Origin of the sequence: Agarivorans albus, assembly GCF_019670105.1 — a bacterium.
Taxonomy (GTDB): Bacteria; Pseudomonadota; Gammaproteobacteria; order Enterobacterales; family Celerinatantimonadaceae; genus Agarivorans; species Agarivorans albus.
The window spans coordinates 758,837-776,313 of record NZ_AP023032.1 but is presented as its reverse complement, the minus strand read 5'-3'; the positions used below and the strand labels follow the sequence as shown (position 1 = coordinate 776,313).

The 17,477-nt window shown below is 44.4% G+C and carries 18 protein-coding genes; 10 read left to right on the top strand and 8 right to left on the bottom strand.

Annotated features, from left to right (window positions below; translation table 11 throughout):
- Positions 1-11: 11 nt before the first annotated feature.
- From K5620_RS03745 to tkt, 3 genes are all read right to left on the bottom strand, one after another.
- A complete protein-coding gene (locus K5620_RS03745) occupies positions 12-1,175 on the bottom strand; it encodes a phosphoglycerate kinase (protein ID WP_016400869.1) in 1,164 nt (387 codons plus the stop codon).
- A gap of 55 nt (positions 1,176-1,230) precedes the next feature.
- Positions 1,231-2,256, bottom strand: coding sequence for an erythrose-4-phosphate dehydrogenase (gene epd / locus K5620_RS03740; protein ID WP_016400868.1), 1,026 nt, complete (start codon positions 2,254-2,256; stop codon positions 1,231-1,233).
- 85 nt (positions 2,257-2,341) lie between these two features.
- Complete coding sequence (gene tkt / locus K5620_RS03735; RefSeq protein ID WP_016400867.1) at positions 2,342-4,336, bottom strand: transketolase; 1,995 nt, start codon at positions 4,334-4,336, stop codon at positions 2,342-2,344.
- Between the two features lie 206 nt (positions 4,337-4,542).
- Between tkt and K5620_RS03730 the strand changes: the two genes are divergently transcribed.
- The 4 genes from K5620_RS03730 to K5620_RS03715 all read left to right on the top strand — a co-directional run bounded on the left by K5620_RS03730 (position 4,543) and on the right by K5620_RS03715 (position 8,784).
- Positions 4,543-5,814: a chloride channel protein gene (locus K5620_RS03730; RefSeq protein WP_016400866.1), complete on the top strand. Its 1,272-nt coding sequence runs from the start codon at positions 4,543-4,545 to the stop codon at positions 5,812-5,814.
- Positions 5,815-6,167: 353 nt separating this feature from the next.
- The gene (locus tag K5620_RS03725) at positions 6,168-6,713 is read left to right on the top strand and encodes a YbbN family protein (RefSeq protein ID WP_016400865.1); all 546 of its coding nucleotides are present in this window, start codon (positions 6,168-6,170) and stop codon (positions 6,711-6,713) included.
- Between the two features lie 360 nt (positions 6,714-7,073).
- Entirely contained in the window at positions 7,074-8,225 is a 1,152-nt protein-coding gene (gene metK / locus K5620_RS03720; protein WP_016400864.1) for a methionine adenosyltransferase, read from the top strand.
- Positions 8,226-8,244: 19 nt separating this feature from the next.
- Entirely contained in the window at positions 8,245-8,784 is a 540-nt protein-coding gene (locus K5620_RS03715) for a SprT family zinc-dependent metalloprotease (RefSeq protein ID WP_343212555.1), read from the top strand.
- On the opposite strand, the gene K5620_RS03710 is transcribed toward K5620_RS03715, so the two are convergent.
- On the bottom strand, positions 8,781-9,224 hold the full coding sequence (locus tag K5620_RS03710; protein ID WP_040306939.1) for a hypothetical protein: 444 nt from the start codon (positions 9,222-9,224) through the stop codon (positions 8,781-8,783). The two genes, K5620_RS03715 and K5620_RS03710, sit on opposite strands and share 4 nt — an antisense overlap.
- 183 nt (positions 9,225-9,407) lie before the next feature.
- Here K5620_RS03710 and rsmE point away from each other — a divergent pair, with 183 nt between their 5' ends.
- The 4 genes from rsmE to ruvX are packed head-to-tail and all read left to right on the top strand — an operon-like array spanning position 9,408 to position 12,115.
- Positions 9,408-10,139: a 16S rRNA (uracil(1498)-N(3))-methyltransferase gene (gene rsmE / locus K5620_RS03705; RefSeq protein WP_016400861.1), complete on the top strand. Its 732-nt coding sequence runs from the start codon at positions 9,408-9,410 to the stop codon at positions 10,137-10,139.
- Positions 10,140-11,096, top strand: a complete 957-nt coding sequence (gene gshB / locus K5620_RS03700; protein WP_016400860.1) for a glutathione synthase — start codon at positions 10,140-10,142, stop codon at positions 11,094-11,096.
- Between the two features lie 27 nt (positions 11,097-11,123).
- Complete coding sequence (locus K5620_RS03695; RefSeq protein ID WP_016400859.1) at positions 11,124-11,687, top strand: YqgE/AlgH family protein; 564 nt, start codon at positions 11,124-11,126, stop codon at positions 11,685-11,687.
- On the top strand, positions 11,687-12,115 hold the full coding sequence (ruvX, locus tag K5620_RS03690) for a Holliday junction resolvase RuvX (RefSeq protein ID WP_016400858.1): 429 nt from the start codon (positions 11,687-11,689) through the stop codon (positions 12,113-12,115). Before K5620_RS03695 ends, ruvX begins: the two co-directional genes overlap by 1 nt.
- 71 nt (positions 12,116-12,186) lie before the next feature.
- On the opposite strand, the gene K5620_RS03685 is transcribed toward ruvX, so the two are convergent.
- On the bottom strand, positions 12,187-13,596 hold the full coding sequence (locus K5620_RS03685; protein ID WP_016400857.1) for an alanine/glycine:cation symporter family protein: 1,410 nt from the start codon (positions 13,594-13,596) through the stop codon (positions 12,187-12,189).
- A 307-nt stretch (positions 13,597-13,903) separates the two neighbouring features.
- On the opposite strand from K5620_RS03685, the gene K5620_RS03680 reads away from it, so the two are divergent.
- Complete coding sequence (locus K5620_RS03680; RefSeq protein ID WP_016400856.1) at positions 13,904-14,071, top strand: DUF3545 family protein; 168 nt, start codon at positions 13,904-13,906, stop codon at positions 14,069-14,071.
- A 50-nt stretch (positions 14,072-14,121) separates the two neighbouring features.
- Here K5620_RS03680 and K5620_RS03675 read toward each other — a convergent pair whose 3' ends face one another.
- Positions 14,122-14,679, bottom strand: coding sequence for a hemerythrin domain-containing protein (locus K5620_RS03675; RefSeq protein WP_016400855.1), 558 nt, complete (start codon positions 14,677-14,679; stop codon positions 14,122-14,124).
- A gap of 416 nt (positions 14,680-15,095) precedes the next feature.
- Here K5620_RS03675 and grcA point away from each other — a divergent pair, with 416 nt between their 5' ends.
- Positions 15,096-15,488 carry an autonomous glycyl radical cofactor GrcA gene (gene grcA, locus K5620_RS03670; protein ID WP_425514907.1) on the top strand — a complete coding sequence of 131 codons (393 nt, stop codon included), beginning with the start codon at positions 15,096-15,098 and terminating at the stop codon, positions 15,486-15,488.
- A gap of 67 nt (positions 15,489-15,555) precedes the next feature.
- Here grcA and tesB read toward each other — a convergent pair whose 3' ends face one another.
- Positions 15,556-16,416 carry an acyl-CoA thioesterase II gene (tesB, locus tag K5620_RS03665; RefSeq protein WP_016400853.1) on the bottom strand — a complete coding sequence of 287 codons (861 nt, stop codon included), beginning with the start codon at positions 16,414-16,416 and terminating at the stop codon, positions 15,556-15,558.
- Between the two features lie 355 nt (positions 16,417-16,771).
- Positions 16,772-17,410: a hypothetical protein gene (locus K5620_RS03660; RefSeq protein WP_016400852.1), complete on the bottom strand. Its 639-nt coding sequence runs from the start codon at positions 17,408-17,410 to the stop codon at positions 16,772-16,774.
- Positions 17,411-17,477 lie beyond the last annotated feature (67 nt).

Below are 17,477 nucleotides of genomic sequence, written 5' to 3'. Positions count from 1 at the left end.
CGATCAAGTAATTAGCCTTTTGCACGCTCTTCAAGCATGGCTACAGCTGGTAATACTTTGCCTTCTACAAACTCTAGGAAAGCGCCACCGCCAGTAGAGATGTAAGAAACATCGGCTTTAATACCAAACTTGTCGATGGCCGCTAGTGTATCACCGCCGCCCGCTACAGAGAAGCCCGCAGATTCTGCGATGGCTTTAGAAATACCTGCAGTACCAGCTTCGAAGTTTTTGAACTCGAATACGCCAACTGGGCCATTCCAAAGGATTGTTTTAGCATTGCCAATAATTTCAGCTAGTGCTGCTGTAGAATCTGGACCTAAGTCGAAGATCATGTCGTCGTCTTGTACTTCAGATACTGGCTTAATTTCCGCTTCTGCGTTTTCGTCAAATGCTTTAGCACATGCAACATCAGTAGCTACTGGAATCGCACACTCTTTCATTAGCTTTTTAGCAGTATCTACTAGGTCAGCTTCGTATAAAGACTTACCTACATTGTGGCCGTCAGCAGCGATAAAGGTGTTAGCAATACCACCACCTACTACTAGTTGGTCAGCAATCTTAGATAAAGACTCAAGTACGGTTAGTTTAGTAGAAACTTTAGAACCACCAACAATTGCTACTAATGGACGCTCTGGGTTGTCCATCGCTTTACCTAATGCTTCTAGCTCAGCAGCTAAAAGAGGGCCAGCACATGCTACAGGAGCGTGAGTACCTACACCGTGAGTTGAAGCTTGGGCGCGGTGAGCAGTACCAAATGCGTCCATAACGAAGATGTCACACAATGCAGCATACTTCTTAGATAGCTCTTCTTCGTTTTTCTTTTCGCCTTTGTTGAAGCGAACGTTCTCAAGAACAACCAATTCACCCGTGTTTAGCTCTAGGCCATTTAGGTAATCTTTAGCTAATTTAACGTCACAGTCTAATGCGTCGTTTAAGTAGTTAACTACAGGAGCTAGAGAGAACTCTTCTGCGTATTCGCCTTCAGTTGGACGACCTAGGTGAGAAGTAACCATTACTTTAGCGCCAGCTTCTAGACAACGCTTGATGGTAGGAAGAGATGCAAGAATACGCGCATCTGAAGTTACTTTTCCGTCTTTTACTGGAACGTTTAGATCAGCACGGATAAATACGCGTTTGCCTGCAAGATCTAAGTCGGTCATTTTGATAATTGACATTATCTGTCCTCTATAGTTTCAATTTAAACTTACAGTTTAGCCAGCATGGCTAAACCTACAATTCCGTGTTACTCATTAACTCTGCGGTGTCTAACATACGGTTGGCAAAGCCCCACTCGTTGTCACACCAGGCCAACACTTTTACTAAATGTTCGCCGCTTACCCGGGTTTGTGAACCGTCTATAATGCTTGAATGACTATCGTGATTAAAATCGATAGACACCAATGGTTCTTCGGTATAACTCAAGATGCCGCTTAATTTACCGCAAGTTGCCGCTTGGATGGCTTGATTTATATCAGAAACTGTAACTTTTTTACACAATGTTACACTTAAGTCCATCGCCGTAACGTTCTGCGTTGGCACCCTTACCGCAATTGCTTCAAATTTACCTGCAAATTTAGGCAAGATCCGCTCTACACCTTTGGCCAGCTTAGTATCAACCGGGATAATTGACTGCCCTGCTGCACGGGTTCTACGTAAGTCTGTATGGTAGGCGTCAATCACTTGTTGGTCGTTCATTGCCGAGTGAATTGTAGTAATAGTACCACATTCAACCCCAAAGGCTTCATCTAAGACCTGTATCACCGGCACAATGCAATTGGTGGTACAAGAGCCATTTGACACCACTTTATCGGCTGCACTTAATAGCTGGTCATTTACACCATAGACTACTGTTTGGTCTACGCAAGGATCGGCAGGATGAGAAAACAAAACTTTCTTAGCACCCGTGTCAATATGCATTTGCGCATCGGCTACCGAGCTAAAACGGCCAGTACACTCCATCACAATGTCTACTTCCAGATCTTGCCAAGGTAGCGTGCTGGGATCGCTTTGATGTAGCAGCTGTATAACTTGCCCTTCCACCAGCAATGTTTCGCCTTGAAGTAGTACATCTTCGGCGAAAGTACCGTGAGTAGAATCGTACTTAAGCAGATGAGCCATAGCTTCTGGGCTTGCCAGTTCGTTAATCGCGACAATTTTAATTTGATGCTGACGATGAGATTCAAAAAGAGCGCGAACCACACTACGGCCTATTCGACCAAATCCGTTGATGGCTACTCTAATAGCTTGCTTAGGCATACATATCGCCTTTTGATAACGCTGAAACAAAGAACCCTCTTAGCAGAGGGTTCTATTTTTTACTGAACTTACACCAAGCTAGCGCTTATAGTAGTTCGTTAGCCATGCTCACTAAGTTTTCTTTAGTGAAGCCAAATAGCTTGAATAGTTCACCAGCAGGCGCTGATTCACCAAAGGTAGTCATACCTAAAACTTTGCCGTCGAAGCCAACGTACTTGTACCAAAAGTCAGCAATACCGGCTTCTACTGCAATACGTTTACGCACAGCATTAGGTAATACCGATTCACGGTATTCAGCAGATTGCGCATCAAATACATCGGTAGCAGGCATAGACACTACTCGTACTGCTTTACCTGCAGCAGTCAGCTCTTCGTAAGCCGCAACTGCTAGTTCTACTTCAGAACCGGTGGCAATTAAGATTAACTCTGGTGTACCTGCACTGTCTTTAAGCACGTAACCACCACGTGCTACGTCTGCTAACTGCTGAGCATCACGCGCTTGCGGCGCTAGACCTTGGCGAGAGAAAATTAGTGAGGTTGGGCCGTCGCTGCGCTCTACCGCATGACGCCAAGCCACTGCAGACTCAACCGAGTCACATGGGCGCCAGGTGCTCATGTTAGGCGTTAAACGTAAGCTTGCAGTTTGCTCTACCGCTTGGTGAGTTGGGCCATCTTCGCCCAAACCAATTGAATCGTGCGTGTATACAAAGATCGCAGGTTGCTTCATTAATGCAGCCATACGTAAAGCGTTACGCGCGTATTCCATAAACATTAAGAAGGTTGCACCGTAGGCCTTTAGGCCGCCGTGCAAAGTAATGCCGTTCATAATGGCCGACATACCAAACTCACGAACACCGTAGTGCATGTAGTTGCCTGAAGCATCTTCAGCAGTAACAGCTTCAGAGCCAGACCACATAGTAAGGTTAGATGGCGCTAAGTCAGCACTACCACCTAGTAGCTCTGGCAATTTAGGACCAAAGGCTTCTAGTGTTTTTTGTGAAGATTGGCGGGTAGCAATTTTAGCTTGGCTTTCTTGCAACTCGCTAATGTAGTTATCGGCAAACTCTTTCCAGTCGGCAGGTAGTTGACCATCAACACGACGCTTAAATTCAGCGGCCAATGCTGGGTGAGCAGCTTCATAACCGGCAAATAACTGGTTCCACTCTGATTGCGCTTTTTCACCATTAGGTTTGGCATCCCACGCTTGGTAAACATCTTGTGGAATATCAAACGCAGCGTGTGGCCAGTTTAAGAATTCACGGGCAGCAGCGATTTCTTCAGCGCCTAGTGGAGCACCGTGACAATCGTGGCTACCAGATTTGTTTGGCGAACCAAAACCAATAACGGTTTTACAACAAATCATGGTTGGGCGAGTAGTTTCAGCTTGAGCCGCTTTAATTGCAGCGCTAATCGCTTCACTGTCGTGACCATCTACGCCACCAATTACGTGCCAGCCGTAAGATTCAAAACGCTTAACGGTGTCATCGGTAAACCAACCTTCAACCTCACCATCAATCGAGATGCCATTGTCATCCCAGAATGCGATAAGTTTGCCTAGGCCTTGAGTACCCGCCAAAGAACACGCTTCGTGCGAGATACCTTCCATCAAACAACCGTCACCAAGGAAGGTGTAAGTGTAGTGATCAACTACAGGGAAGCCATCGCGGTTAAATTGAGCCGCTAAGATTTTCTCGGCTAGCGCCATACCTACTGCGTTGGTAATACCTTGGCCTAATGGACCAGTGGTGGTTTCTACGCCAGGTGCATAACCGTATTCTGGGTGACCAGGCGTTTTAGAATGCAGCTGACGGAAGTTTTTAAGCTCTTCAATAGGTAGCTGATACCCAGATAGGTGCAGTAGAGAATACAGCAACATTGAGCCATGGCCGTTAGATAGAATAAAGCGGTCACGGTCTGCCCAGTTTGGGTCAGTTGGGTTGTGTTTCAAAAAGTCGCGCCATAGAACTTCAGCAATGTCGGCCATTCCCATTGGTGCACCAGGGTGACCAGAGTTAGCTTGCTGAACTGCATCCATGCTTAAAGCACGAATAGCGTTGGCGTATTGACGACGAGAAGACATGAATTTCTCCTGCAAATATTAGGGCTATTGGGTATCGAGAGGCGCGTATTGTCACAAAGTCAACGGTGTTACTCAATATTTATCTAAAAAGAATCTCCAGTTTTATGCATTTTTTCTGCTGAATGCTTAAGCAATCGCATATTTACAGTTTGAATCTTCGTGATAAAGTCTTGATATAAGAACCAAACAAGGACGTTAAACAAAAAATGGCGAACAACTTTGCTTTTCGCAGCCGCAGTTTTTTTGTTTACCTGTTCATAGGTTTGTTCTCCAGTGGCTTAGCATTATTGTTTAGTGATCTCGCCCACCTCAACCCTAATCAGTTTCTTGATTCGCCCTTACCAGCTTATTCACTGCCCTTTATTGCAGCTATTTGTATTCTGTTGTTTGAGCGCTTATTTAGTCGTTACAAACAAGTGGGTTTAATTTTTGTGGTGAAGGCATATCACTTTGATGAGGGGCAGCTGCACTGGGGTAACCTGATATACCAGTTTGCTATGGGCCTGCTATTAACGTGGGGTGGCTATGCTGTGGGAATCGTAGGCCCAGCCTGTTATCTAAGTGCGGTTGTTGCCAGTAACTTGTCTTACTCCGCGCGCTTAACCGAAGGTCAAGTACGCTTAAGTGTTGCATGTGGCACTGCCGCGGCAGTAGCGGCTTTATTTAATGCGCCATTGGCCGGTACGGTGATAGCTTATGAGTTAGTCATGCGTCGCTTTAACTGGCGCTCTATCGCCACCATTGCGGTGGTGGCAGCAACAGCAAGCGTTATATCGCAATTACATGGTGGAAGCATGTTAACAATTAACCTGCCTCCACAGTCTTTTGAATGGCATGGTTTAGCGCAGTTTGCCTTACTCGGCATGTTGTGTGGTGTATTTGCTACTTTGCTGGTTAAGCTTATTCGCGCCATGCCTAAACTTAACCGCAACTATGCAGTAACTATTGCGGCTAGTGTGACCGCTTTAGCAGGGCTACTAAACCCTCAATGGTTAGGTTTAGAACCTATTACGCCAAACGGTTTACTTTATTGGGAGTTAGACCTTGGCCAACAGCACCTCTGGTTATTGGCTAGGATCGTCTTAACCACTGTAGCTCTAGCCTTTGCCCTACCCGGTGGCAGTTTAGGCCCCATGTTGGTAATTGGCGGTATTTTAGGCAGTATTATTGGCGAGGTTATTCCTGATAGTGCAGACTTAATGCTCGTTATAGTAGGTATGGGCGCCATGTTTGGCGCAGTATTTCGCACCCCCTGGGCAGCGTTTTTACTCATTACCGAACAAACCATGCAGGTTGAAATTGTTATTCCAGCCATAGTGGCGTGTTTGTGCGCCAGTGCCATTGCCAAATATATCTTCCGTTCACCCAGTTTGATTGAGCAGCAACTACTCAATGCGCAAATCCGCTTAATCAATAGCCCCGTTCTAGTTAAAGAAGAAAACAAAACGCTAGATAGTGAACAATTGCAGCAAAGTTAAATGTAAGACCCAGCAATAGCGGCGACGACAAAGAGACAAGCTTAAATACAAGTACCCTCGCATTCTCTATTACCAAAACAACTCGCTAGCTAGATAAACTGAGCAGCGCTCTCCCAACAAATGTGTGAAACGAATAGCCCAGTCCCAGCACTACAGATAGCAAAACCCTAACCAGCAAAAATGAGCCGATAATACCTGTCAAATAAGACAAGAAAGGAGCTATTCACCGGAAAAACTAGGCGAAATGAAAATGAGAACGGTATCACAGAAAAATACGATAGGCTTGCAGGCTTAAGTGTTCTAGAATGACACGGATATTAATAGTGGCTTTGTATTTTATAGGGATTTTTTTTATGCGCCGCCCAGTTGTACTGTTAATAATGGCTTGGTTTTCAGGTCAAGTTTTTGCTGCCGTAAATACCGACACCACCACCTTCCAAGCTAATAGTCGAGTGATTAAAAGCTTCAGCGATGAACATGGTGAAACCACCAAGCACATACCTAGCATCAAAAAGTTCGATGCTGGCCAATACTTCTATTCGCAAACTCTTAAGTACCACGACTTTGTTTGGTCATGTAAAGAATACGATGATGGCGGCCAGTGCCTAGATTTAACCCGTAGCCCTCGTCCTCCGATTCGCTTAGTCTCTTTTGTGCATGACCGAAATGACCAAAGTAAAATTCAAGCTGATTTAGTGCTGCTTTATAACCAGCAGAATGACAAAAAAATTGAGCTAATTAACTTGAGTGAAGACAGAACCGCTCGTAGCAAGTATCAAGTTTCTACTCTGCCGGTTGTTGTAATTGTGCGTGGTGACGAAGAAATCGCTCGCAAAACCGGACTCGAAACCAGGCAAAACATGAGTAACTGGATTAAGCACGAGCTGAGCAAACCCTAATAACGCAACTTGCATTCAAACTTGTACACTTAGCCGCTTTAAAAGTGGCTAAGTGATTTGTAGTTCAAGCTAAGATCTAACAGCCACCACTTTTAGGCTTTTCTAAGCAGTACTCTGTATCTGCCGTTCTGACATACCATCAGCCCCTAAAGATAGCTAAGCGATTAGCAACAAAATAGTTTTTGCTAAGATCTTAAAGTTGAAAGCCTGCGTATTAATGGGCAAATTCAATAAAACTAATCTGCCAATGTGAATTATTTTCATTAATAAGCGCTAGCAAATCTTTTACCCCTCACTTAGAATAGACGTCCAGATGGTAAAACATCCATACGTATATAATTCCATTTACGAGATATAAACATGGCTACTCATTTATTTACTTCAGAATCAGTGTCTGAAGGGCATCCAGACAAAATTGCAGATCAAATCTCCGATGCAGTATTGGATGCAATCTTAGAGCAAGACCCAAAGGCACGTGTAGCCTGTGAAACCTACGTAAAAACCGGCATGGTAATGGTAGGCGGCGAAATCAATACCTCAGCCTGGGTTGATATCGAAGAACTTGCTCGCTCAACAGTACGTGACATTGGCTACACCCACTCAGATATGGGTTTTGATGCTGACTCTTGTGCAGTGCTTAACGTTGTGGGCAAACAAAGCCCAGACATTAACCAAGGTGTAGACCGCTCACGCCCAGAAGATCAAGGCGCTGGTGACCAAGGTTTAATGTTTGGTTATGCTACCAACGAAACCGATGTATTAATGCCTGCACCAATTACTTACTCTCACTTGCTGGTTAAGCGCCAAGCAGAAGTGCGTAAAAATGGCACACTTGACTGGTTACGCCCAGACGCTAAATCACAGGTTACCTTTGCTTACGAGAATGGCATTATCACTGGCATTGACGCGGTAGTTTTGTCTACACAGCACTGTGACAGCATTTCTACTGCCGATTTACGTGAAGCCGTAATGGAAGAAATCATTAAGCCAGTACTACCTGCACAGTGGCTTAACGATAAGACCCAGTTTCACATTAACCCTACTGGCCGCTTTGTAATTGGTGGCCCAATGGGTGATTGTGGCTTAACCGGTCGTAAAATTATTGTAGATACCTACGGAGGCATGGCACGTCATGGTGGCGGTGCATTCTCTGGTAAAGATCCTTCAAAAGTTGACCGCAGTGCCGCATACGCTGGCCGCTATGTAGCTAAAAATATTGTTGCCGCAGGTTTAGCCGATCGCTGTGAGATTCAAGTATCGTATGCAATTGGTGTAGCGGAGCCGACTTCAATCAGCATTGACACCTTTGGCACTGGCAAAATTGCCGATGACAAATTAGTGGCTTTAGTGCGTAAGCACTTTGACCTGCGCCCTTACGGTATTTTAAGCATGCTAGATTTGGAACGCCCAATCTATAAAGCAACCGCTGCTTACGGTCACTTTGGTCGTGAAGAGTTCCCTTGGGAAGCGACTGATAAAGCAGAACTACTAAAGAGTGAAGCTGGCTTATAAGCTATTGCTCACTCGTTAAATTAAGCCGAAAGCGTATAATCGACGATTATCCTTTCGGCTTTTTTATTGGCTAAGTCTAAGAATTCAATTTGTGCAGCAAATAACTCATCAAGTAGAACAGTGCTTTAGGCTGGCTGAAAGCTATTTTAAGCAAAGCTTTCAGCGCCCCGAGCTTGTGCTGTCATCGCGAAAAAGTAAAGTGGCGGGCAGTGCCAATTTAAGCCAATGGCGCTTGCGTTTTAACGCCCACTTTTATCAGCAGCAACCGCAACACTTTTTAGCCCAAACCGTCCCTCACGAAGTAGCTCATCTAGTCTGCCACGCGGTTTACGGCCGAGTAAAACCCCACGGAGTAGAATGGCAACAGATAATGCAGCAAGTTTTTAACTGCCCCGCTGCTACCACTCACAACTACTCACTAGAACAACTACAGCTAAGCAGTTATGAATATCGCTGTACCTGCCAAGTTCATCAATTAAGCGTTCGGCGTCATAATAAAGTGTTAAAAGGGGCTGCTTACAAATGTCGAAACTGCCAACAACCACTCTTTCAATGCTAAGTTTGTTCACTCGCTATACAACTCTTTTTTGAAATCACCTTCGTAGGTAACCCATTACGACCACCTTTAAGGTCAACCATAAAACCTAAGCCATCGTTAAGTGCAGAGTTCTCTAAGTAATTACTTTCGTCACAAACAACTTTAGTAAGCCAGCTTTCCATTATACCAACTGAATTTGCAGTCCAGCCTCTACGTTTATCACGAAGCCTGCGTTCTATAACCAAAACATCTCCTTTGAAATAACATTGCTGGCGTAAATAAGGAGGAGTTTCCACGTTGGTATTACAATGGCTTAATACCAGCTCCTTGGTCTCTTCTGATATTGAAAATGCAGGATCAGCTTGATAAGCCAACGCAATGCTCTCTGCATTTTGATTTAGGTTCGCACAGCCACTAAAGAGAAATAAAGAGGCTAGAGGTAAAGTCCATTTAATAAACAACACGATTTCCTTTTCGTTATCGACAAAAGCAACAATATGAAGGAATCAGGATATAAATCAACAAATAATACAAAATAACTGTAATTCTAGTTTTGCTATTCTAGGCTTAACTACTTTTTAGGTTTATCCTTTAACAGTCAAATCCTTAACCAATACAACAACCCAAAGGGCCTATTTTTCACCATGCGCATTCCACGAATTTTCCACTCTCTGCCGCTCTCGCTAAACATGGTCACAGAGCTTGATGATGAAGCAGCCAATCACGTTGGGCGGGTACTGCGCATGGAAGCTGGCCAGCAACTGGAGCTGTTTAATAACGATGGCAATAACTACGCAGCACAAATAGAAAACGCCAGTAAGAAGCACGTGTCGGTGAAAATTACCGCAGTTGCCGCTAACCCTAGCGAGTCTCCTCTGCATATCCATCTAGGCCAAGTGATTTCTCGTGGTGACAGAATGGAGTTTACCATTCAAAAATCCGTGGAGCTGGGAGTAAATAAAATCACCCCACTCACCAGCGAGCGTTGTGGGGTCAAGCTCAACCAAGAGCGCTTTGAGAAGAAGCGCCAACAATGGCAAAAAATTGCTATTGCTGCTTGTGAGCAGTCGGGGCGCAGTGTTGTGCCAGAAATAGCGCCACTGCAAAGCCTAGAGCAATGGGCCAGTGAAGAGTCTGCCGCTATGAAGTTGAATTTGCACCCAAAGGCCCCATATAGCATTAAGACCCTGCCAACTCCTGAACACGGAGTAAGGCTACTTATTGGGCCAGAAGGTGGCTTAAGCGAGCAAGAAATTGAGAACTGCAATCAGCATCAGTTTCAAGAGACAATTTTAGGGCCGCGGGTACTGCGAACCGAAACCGCTGCCCTTACGGCTATTACCGCTTTGCAATGTCAATTTGGAGACTTAGCATAAATGAGCATTAAACTTGGTATCGTGATGGATCCCATCGCCGACATTAACATCAAAAAAGATTCTAGTTTCGCCATGTTGCTAGAAGCTCAATCACGCGGCTACGAGATTTACTATATGGAGATGCAAGATCTCTATTTAGATGGCGGCAGAGCTGCAGCTAATATGCGCCCATTAGCCGTACAACATGACGAGCAATCTTGGTATGAATTAGGCAGTGAAGTGGATCAAAGCTTGAGTGAGCTAGATGTCATTTTAATGCGTAAAGATCCTCCATTTGATACCGAGTTTATCTACGCCACATATATTTTGGAGCGCGCCGAAGCCGAGGGCAGCTTAATCATTAACAAGCCGCAAAGCTTACGCGACGCTAACGAGAAATTGTTTACAGCCTGGTTTGCCGAGTTTACCCCAACCACGCTAGTTAGCAGTGATATGCCGCGCTTAAAAGCTTTCCACCAGCAGCACAAAGACGTCATCATGAAACCACTAGATGGTATGGGTGGAGCGTCGATCTTTCGCCTAAAAGAAGGCGATCCAAATGTTGGCGTGATACTCGAAACTCTCACTAATCATGGTCAAGAGTACTGCATGGCGCAGAAGTTCATCCCAGAGATTGTAGATGGCGATAAACGCATTTTGATTGTAGATGGAGAGCCTATGCCCTATTGCTTGGCGCGCATTCCATCGAAAGGCGAAACCCGTGGCAACCTGGCTGCAGGTGGCCGAGGTGTTGCTCAACCACTTTCAGACAGCGACTGGCACATCGCGAATGCCATAGGCCCGGCTCTAAAAGAAAAAGGCTTAGTATTTGTAGGCTTAGATGTAATTGGCGATAAAGTGACTGAAATAAACGTCACCAGCCCTACCTGTATCAAAGAAATTGAAGCAGCCTACGATATTTCCATTACCGGTAAGTTAATGGATGCAATAGAAGCTAGACTTAAATCATCAACCTAAGTAGTTAAAAGGGTTAATTTGGACGCAATGAACACTTTGCAGAATCAGTTTTTAATCGCCATGCCGAGCTTAGAAGACCCTTTCTTCAAGCGCTCTGTAGTCTATATGTGTGAACATAATGAAGAAGGCGCAATGGGCCTGGTGATTAATGTACCGGTAGACTTGTCGGTGGAATCGCTGCTGCAACAAATAGAGCTGCAAGACCAAGTAGAAATGATCCGAGAAGATTTGGACCGCCCGGTTTATCAAGGCGGTCCTGTGTCGCAGGAGCGAGGCTTTGTGCTGCACTCACCGGTAAAAGGCTTTAGCAGCAGCTTAAAAGTGAGTGAAGAGCTCATGGTCACCACATCTAAGGACGTGCTCGACACCTTAGGCACTGATTCCCAGCCCAGTGATTATATCGTCACCCTTGGTTATGCCAGCTGGGAAGCCGGACAGCTGGAGCAAGAGATTGCTGAAAACTCTTGGCTAACCTTACCGGCCAGTACCGACATTATTTTCTCAACCCCCATTCATAAACGCTGGGAAGCCGCGGCCAAAAGTTTGGGCATTGATATCTGGCAATTGTCTAACCAAGTAGGTCACGCTTAATGGCCAGATCTGGAGAGCGCTCAGCCCTTGCTTTTGACTTTGGAACCAAAAGTATTGGTGTTGCCATCGGTCAAGAGTTAACGGGCTCAGCTAAGCCGCTGGCCGCCATCAAAGCTCAAGATGGCATTCCAAATTGGCAAACTTTAGAAGAACTGCTCAAGCTATGGCAGCCCGATCTACTGGTAATTGGTTTGCCACTTAACATGGACGGCACCGAGCAAGATCTCACTAACCGAGCTAAAAAGTTCGCCAACCGCCTACATGGCCGTTTTGGCTACCCAATAGCGATGCAAGATGAACGCTTGACCACGGTAGACGCCAAAGAAAAGTTATTTGAGTTAGGCGGTTATAAAGCCTTAGAAAAAGGCGCTGTTGATAGCCTAGCCGCCGCCTTAATTTTTGAAAGCTGGTGCGCCGAGCAATACTAGTAGTTCACTTAAATTAGTTAATAAAAAGCCTCGATACTATCGAGGCTTTTTTGTTTGAAGAACTAAGCCTTCTATTTACTTGAGCCAGACCAAATATCTTTATCTATTTGCTGTTTCAATTCTGGGTACTCGTCGCTGTTGAAACTTGGCACTTTACCGGCGTCTAGCTGACGATTGTAGTCAGAGGCTAGTTTCACTACCACACCAGAGAGCATCAAAATAGCCACAAGGTTGACTAGCGCCATAAAGCCCATCGATACATCAGCTAAATTCCAAATAATGTCGATTTTGACCACTGCGCCTACCATTACCATTGCTAGTACCAATAAGCGGAAGATCCACAAACCGGCTTTATGGTTGTGCTCTAAGAAGATTAAGTTAGTTTCTGCATACGAGTAGTTACCCACTATCGATGTGAAAGCAAAGAAAATAATCGCAATACCTACAAAGTAGCTTCCCCAGGCACCCACTTGACCACTTAAAGCTTGCTGGGTTAGTGCAATGCCATCACCAGTAAGTTGTTCATTGTGGCTAAGCAAAATAATCGCTGCAGTGGCAGTACAAATCACCACAGTGTCGATAAATACCCCAAGCATCTGCACATAGCCCTGAGAAGCAGGGTGCGGCGGATAAGGCGTTGCTGTGGCCGCTGCGTTAGGCGCGCTACCCATACCAGCTTCATTGGAGAATAAGCCACGCTTAATACCGTTCATCATCGCCGCGCCTAAAGCACCAGCACCAGCCTCCTCAAAACCAAAAGCCGAGCGGAAAATAAGGCCGAACACCTCTGGCATTTGTTGAATATTCGCCAATACAACCAGTAAGGCCACTACCACATAAGCTAAGGCCATCACTGGCACCACCAACTCAGCAAAGCGAGCGATGCTGCGAATACCGCCAAAAATAATCAGCGCGGCCGCTATCACCAGTACTAAGCCCACTAGGTATTTCTCAAAGCCAAATGCTTCATGCAAAGCAGAAGCGATAGAGTTAGCTTGTACGGCGTTAAACACCAAGCCAAACGCAATAATTAGACAGATGGCAAATACCACGCCCATCCAACGCTTGCCTAAGCCTTGTTCCATGTAATAAGACGGGCCACCGCGAAAATTACCATCGCTGTCTTTTACTTTATAAAGCTGGGCTAAGCTGCTTTCAGCAAAGCTAGTTGCCATACCCAACAAGGCGATTAGCCACATCCAAAATACCGCACCAGGTCCACCTAAGGTTACCGCAACAGCCACACCGGCTAAGTTACCGGTACCTACCCGCGCCGCAAGACTAGTACATAAAGCTTGAAATGAGGAGATACCACTAGCATCACATTTACGGCTAGACTTCATTACCGAAAACATATGGCCAAAATGGCGAAATTGAATAAATTTAGTTCTTACGGTGAACAACACACCCGTACCCAACAACAAGTAGATGAGCAAGTTGCCCCACAGCACATCGTTTAACCAGTTCACAATCTCATTCATGGTTCAGATTCACCTTACGTATAATGTTGGTTAAAAACCTAAGCTAGGTTTGAATGGACGCGGATTTTAAGGAACTGCGCGCGACTATGCTTTGATATATAACAAAAACAAGATAAAAACTCACATCGATATAAATTAACGGTATAAAAATCCATGACTACAAATAGCAACTACAGATAAAGCTTAGAAAATCTCGCAAAAAAAGCCTAAAAAAGTGAGCCGCTGTAACTATTTTGCAACATTAGTATTTTACTTTTTGTGCTCGTATGGTACTTATTAAATTGCAACAACATACAAGGAGATAACCATGGATAGGCTAGACTTGGATACTGTTGAAACCAGCAAATCTTCTCGCAGTTCAAATAAGAAACGTAAGTGGCGAGAGATTGAGGCAATTAAAGATAAGATTCGCTTACAAAAAGAACTACAGTCAATCGACCACAGTTTTGATCTTCAATCAGAGTACGAATACTAAACAAAAAACCCGGCTTTAGCCGGGTTTTTTATTTGCTTAAATTATACTCTTTACTCTTCTTCTTGAGGTTGAGACAGCTTAATTCGCTCAGACAAGGCTTTGTATTGCTCATGAACACGGTGACCAAATAATGGGTCTTCGTAATTACCGTGCTGCCAGCTTTGTTCAATTGCGCGCCAATCATCCGCTGTAAGGTGGCGCTTTAAGGCAGGAAAAACAACATCCTCTTCGTAATTAAGGTGTTCCCACTGAGCATTAATAAAGGCTTCCAGCTTGTCACTAAATTGATCCAGCGGAACCACTGCGTCAAGCAAGATGATATCTAAGATATCGCTCAACTCATCAGTCATCGCCATAAGATTTTCATGCTGCTTCTTAAGTTGATTGGATAAATCATCCTCTACTACACGGTATTTCACGTAGTAATCATAAATAAGATCTTCTTTAGGGTGGTGATAACGGTCTGCGTACTCTTGCATGTAGCTAATGATATGGGCGATCAACTTATATTTAACCGCTTTTTCATTGCGAATATGAGCCAACTTCTGCTCTAACACCTTCAGCAATTTAGCGATATTTTGATGATCTTGTTGAAGACTTTGTAACATTGCTTCTCCTTGGCTAACCAGCACTTTTCAAATCAGTATAAAGGACTCACCGTTGTACTATTATTGCGCTAGATCGTTTATTAGACAGATTTGCTTTTCGCTCAGTTCACACTTTTTAAGATAAACACGCCAAAAAGCGGGTTTGTACTGTTTGTTAACTACTAAGCCATAAAAAACAAATGCTTGTATAACACATCAATGATAAACGCTTATTTCTTATTCAAGCACAGCTCAAGGCACTAACACAAGCAATCAAACCTCCACTTAACCTTAATCAACAAAGATAATAATAAAATTCAAAAAAAACCCTTTTTTGATTAAGGTCAATTGTAGTATAGTTACAGCAAGTGGCGATAATGATTCGTAAGTGGCTCAAGGATCGCTATATTCTGTAATAAAATTACAACTTTTAGCTAATGAGGTATGTTATGACCACCGGTATTCAAATCACTAAAGCAGATAACGACGCACTATTAGGTTCTTTTTGGCTACTAGACAACGAGCAAAATCAAGCTCGCTGCCTATGTGTAAAAGACGAGCTATACGCTGAAGATGAAGTGGTAGCCATCGATAAACTAGGTCAAATCGAATATCGCGAAGTACCAATGAAAGCTCAGCCAATCGAAGAAGGTGGCCAACACCTAAACGTTAACGTTCTTCGTCGCGAAACGTTAGAAGATGCAGTTAAGCACCCAGAGAAATACCCGCAGCTTACTATTCGTGTTTCTGGTTACGCTGTTCGCTTCAACTCTCTTACTACTGAGCAACAACAAGACGTAATTACGCGTACTTTTACTGAATCACTATAAGACTCAGTAACTAAAACGAAAAAAGCATGCCTAGGCATGCTTTTTTGTTATCTAGGCTCTACAAAAGCTAAGTTCGTTCTCTAATTACGCCTTCCTGGATGGTAGACGCCACCAGCTTGCCATCTCTAGTAAAGAACTGCCCTCTTACCAATCCTCGGCCATTAGATGCTGCAGGGCTATCCACCACATACAATAACCATTCATCTAAGCGAAAATCATGGTGAAACCACATACTGTGATCAATGGTTGCAGTTTGCATCTGCGGCTCAATAAATGAACGTCCATGAGGCTGCAAAGCGGTAGGCAAAAAGTTGAAGTCAGATGCATAAGCCAATAAGTAACGATGAATCCGCCCGTCATCGGGCATTTGGCCATTTGCCTTAAACCATACACAACGTTTAGCGGCGAGCTTTTCTGGCTGGAGAGGATTAACAAACTCCACCGGACGCATCTCTAGCGGCTTATCACAAATGAACTTGTCACGCACAGCATCGGGTAGCATGTCACGCAGCTGAAATGCATACTCTTGCTCTGATTGCAGTTCTTCCGGAGCTGCGACGTCAGGCATCTCATCTTGGTGTTCAAAACCAGTAGACGGCTGCTGAAAAGACGCTGTCATATAGAAAATAGGCTTACCAAATTGAATCGCTTTAACACGGCGAGTAGATACGCTGCGACCATCACGAATGCTTTCTATATCGTAAACGATACGATGATTGGGATCGCCCGGTCGTAAAAAGTAAGAGTGAAAAGAGTGAACCTGGCGCTTTTCACTCACTGTTTCTTTAGCGGCAGACAAGGCCTGCCCCATTACTTGGCCGCCAAATACTGCCCCAAAGCCTAAATCTTGGCTATGCCCGCGAAATAGGCCTTCTTCAATGCGCTCTAAGCTTAATAGCTCGAGCAAATCTTTTAACACTTTACTCATAGTTTTCGTATTTTGTTCTAGCAATCTTTGCAATATGCGTGAGAACGCTGCAAAGATCAACTTGATAGCTAGGCGATATTTATTTGACTAACTAGGGTCTGTTGATCTTTGGTGTTGAAATTTTGTTCGAGATAAGCGGGCTTTAATCGCGGCGAGCACTTAGAAGCCTAGTGGGCTAAGTAAGAAGTGCTTAACAAAGAGTAAAGTTCGCATATCCGAACCCTTCGGGCAGCATTTCTTAGCCATTTATTCAGCGTTAGCGAGTGTTTATTAAGCCCACTTAACTGCACACTCACTGCCTTGCCTAAATGGCTAATAAATTACTGCAAAAACCATCAGCAAAGATCAACAGACCCTAGTCACTAATCAGCAAAGGCACTTGCGTTAATTGAGCCAACTGAGTGGCGAAATGTACCAGCTGCTCAATGGCTTGCTCGATATCATTAACTTGTTGAAGCTTACCAGCAATACGTGCCGCAACGAGCTCTTGGCTTAACTTCTCAGCCAACTCGTCATAAGAAGCTTGAAAAGCCTCTGGGCATTGCTGAATCACTTGGCTAATCGCGGCTGTGTCGTGATACAAAAACTCTATGCCAGCAAAGTCATTGCTCGACCAACGCATCTGGGAATGCTGCATAATAGTAAAGTACAGCTCAAACCAGCTGTTATACCCCGCCCCCAGCTGATAATAATCGTCATCAAAGTGATGATAGAGAACATTAAAACTAGTTAGCTGATTCTGCGGCTGGGTGAATTGCCAATCCATAAAGTTATACGCTGGCTGCAAAGGCCCATTTGCAAGGCGCATTAAGCTATCCAGCTCGCCATGAATACAACGAAACATTAGACTAACTTCGCCAGATGTATCAACTAATTCCGCATAACTCAATTGCTGCTCAGCACTTTGTTGGTAGTGCCAAGCATTGCTGGGTTCAGCGTTTGTAGTAGCGCTTAGTAAACCACTCACTATGCTAATTATCAGGCTGGCTTTCATGCTTTCACCATTTCTTTTACAAACAAAAACAGCGCCATAAAGGGCGCTGTTTTACGTCGTTTAGCCA

Coding starts and splice junctions, on each gene's coding strand:
- K5620_RS03680 (WP_016400856.1), top strand. CDS start 13,904: ATGGATAGGCTAGACTTGGATACTGTTGAAACCAGCAAATCTTCTCGC.
- K5620_RS03675 (WP_016400855.1), bottom strand. CDS start 14,679: ATGTTACAAAGTCTTCAACAAGATCATCAAAATATCGCTAAATTGCTG.
- K5620_RS03725 (WP_016400865.1), top strand. CDS start 6,168: ATGCGCCGCCCAGTTGTACTGTTAATAATGGCTTGGTTTTCAGGTCAA.
- K5620_RS03685 (WP_016400857.1), bottom strand. CDS start 13,596: ATGAATGAGATTGTGAACTGGTTAAACGATGTGCTGTGGGGCAACTTG.
- tesB (WP_016400853.1), bottom strand. CDS start 16,416: ATGAGTAAAGTGTTAAAAGATTTGCTCGAGCTATTAAGCTTAGAGCGC.
- K5620_RS03730 (WP_016400866.1), top strand. CDS start 4,543: ATGGCGAACAACTTTGCTTTTCGCAGCCGCAGTTTTTTTGTTTACCTG.
- K5620_RS03660 (WP_016400852.1), bottom strand. CDS start 17,410: ATGAAAGCCAGCCTGATAATTAGCATAGTGAGTGGTTTACTAAGCGCT.
- ruvX (WP_016400858.1), top strand. CDS start 11,687: ATGGCCAGATCTGGAGAGCGCTCAGCCCTTGCTTTTGACTTTGGAACC.
- grcA (WP_425514907.1), top strand. CDS start 15,096: ATGAGGTATGTTATGACCACCGGTATTCAAATCACTAAAGCAGATAAC.
- epd (WP_016400868.1), bottom strand. CDS start 2,256: ATGCCTAAGCAAGCTATTAGAGTAGCCATCAACGGATTTGGTCGAATA.
- K5620_RS03695 (WP_016400859.1), top strand. CDS start 11,124: ATGAACACTTTGCAGAATCAGTTTTTAATCGCCATGCCGAGCTTAGAA.
- rsmE (WP_016400861.1), top strand. CDS start 9,408: ATGCGCATTCCACGAATTTTCCACTCTCTGCCGCTCTCGCTAAACATG.
- metK (WP_016400864.1), top strand. CDS start 7,074: ATGGCTACTCATTTATTTACTTCAGAATCAGTGTCTGAAGGGCATCCA.
- gshB (WP_016400860.1), top strand. CDS start 10,140: ATGAGCATTAAACTTGGTATCGTGATGGATCCCATCGCCGACATTAAC.
- K5620_RS03745 (WP_016400869.1), bottom strand. CDS start 1,175: ATGTCAATTATCAAAATGACCGACTTAGATCTTGCAGGCAAACGCGTA.
- tkt (WP_016400867.1), bottom strand. CDS start 4,336: ATGTCTTCTCGTCGTCAATACGCCAACGCTATTCGTGCTTTAAGCATG.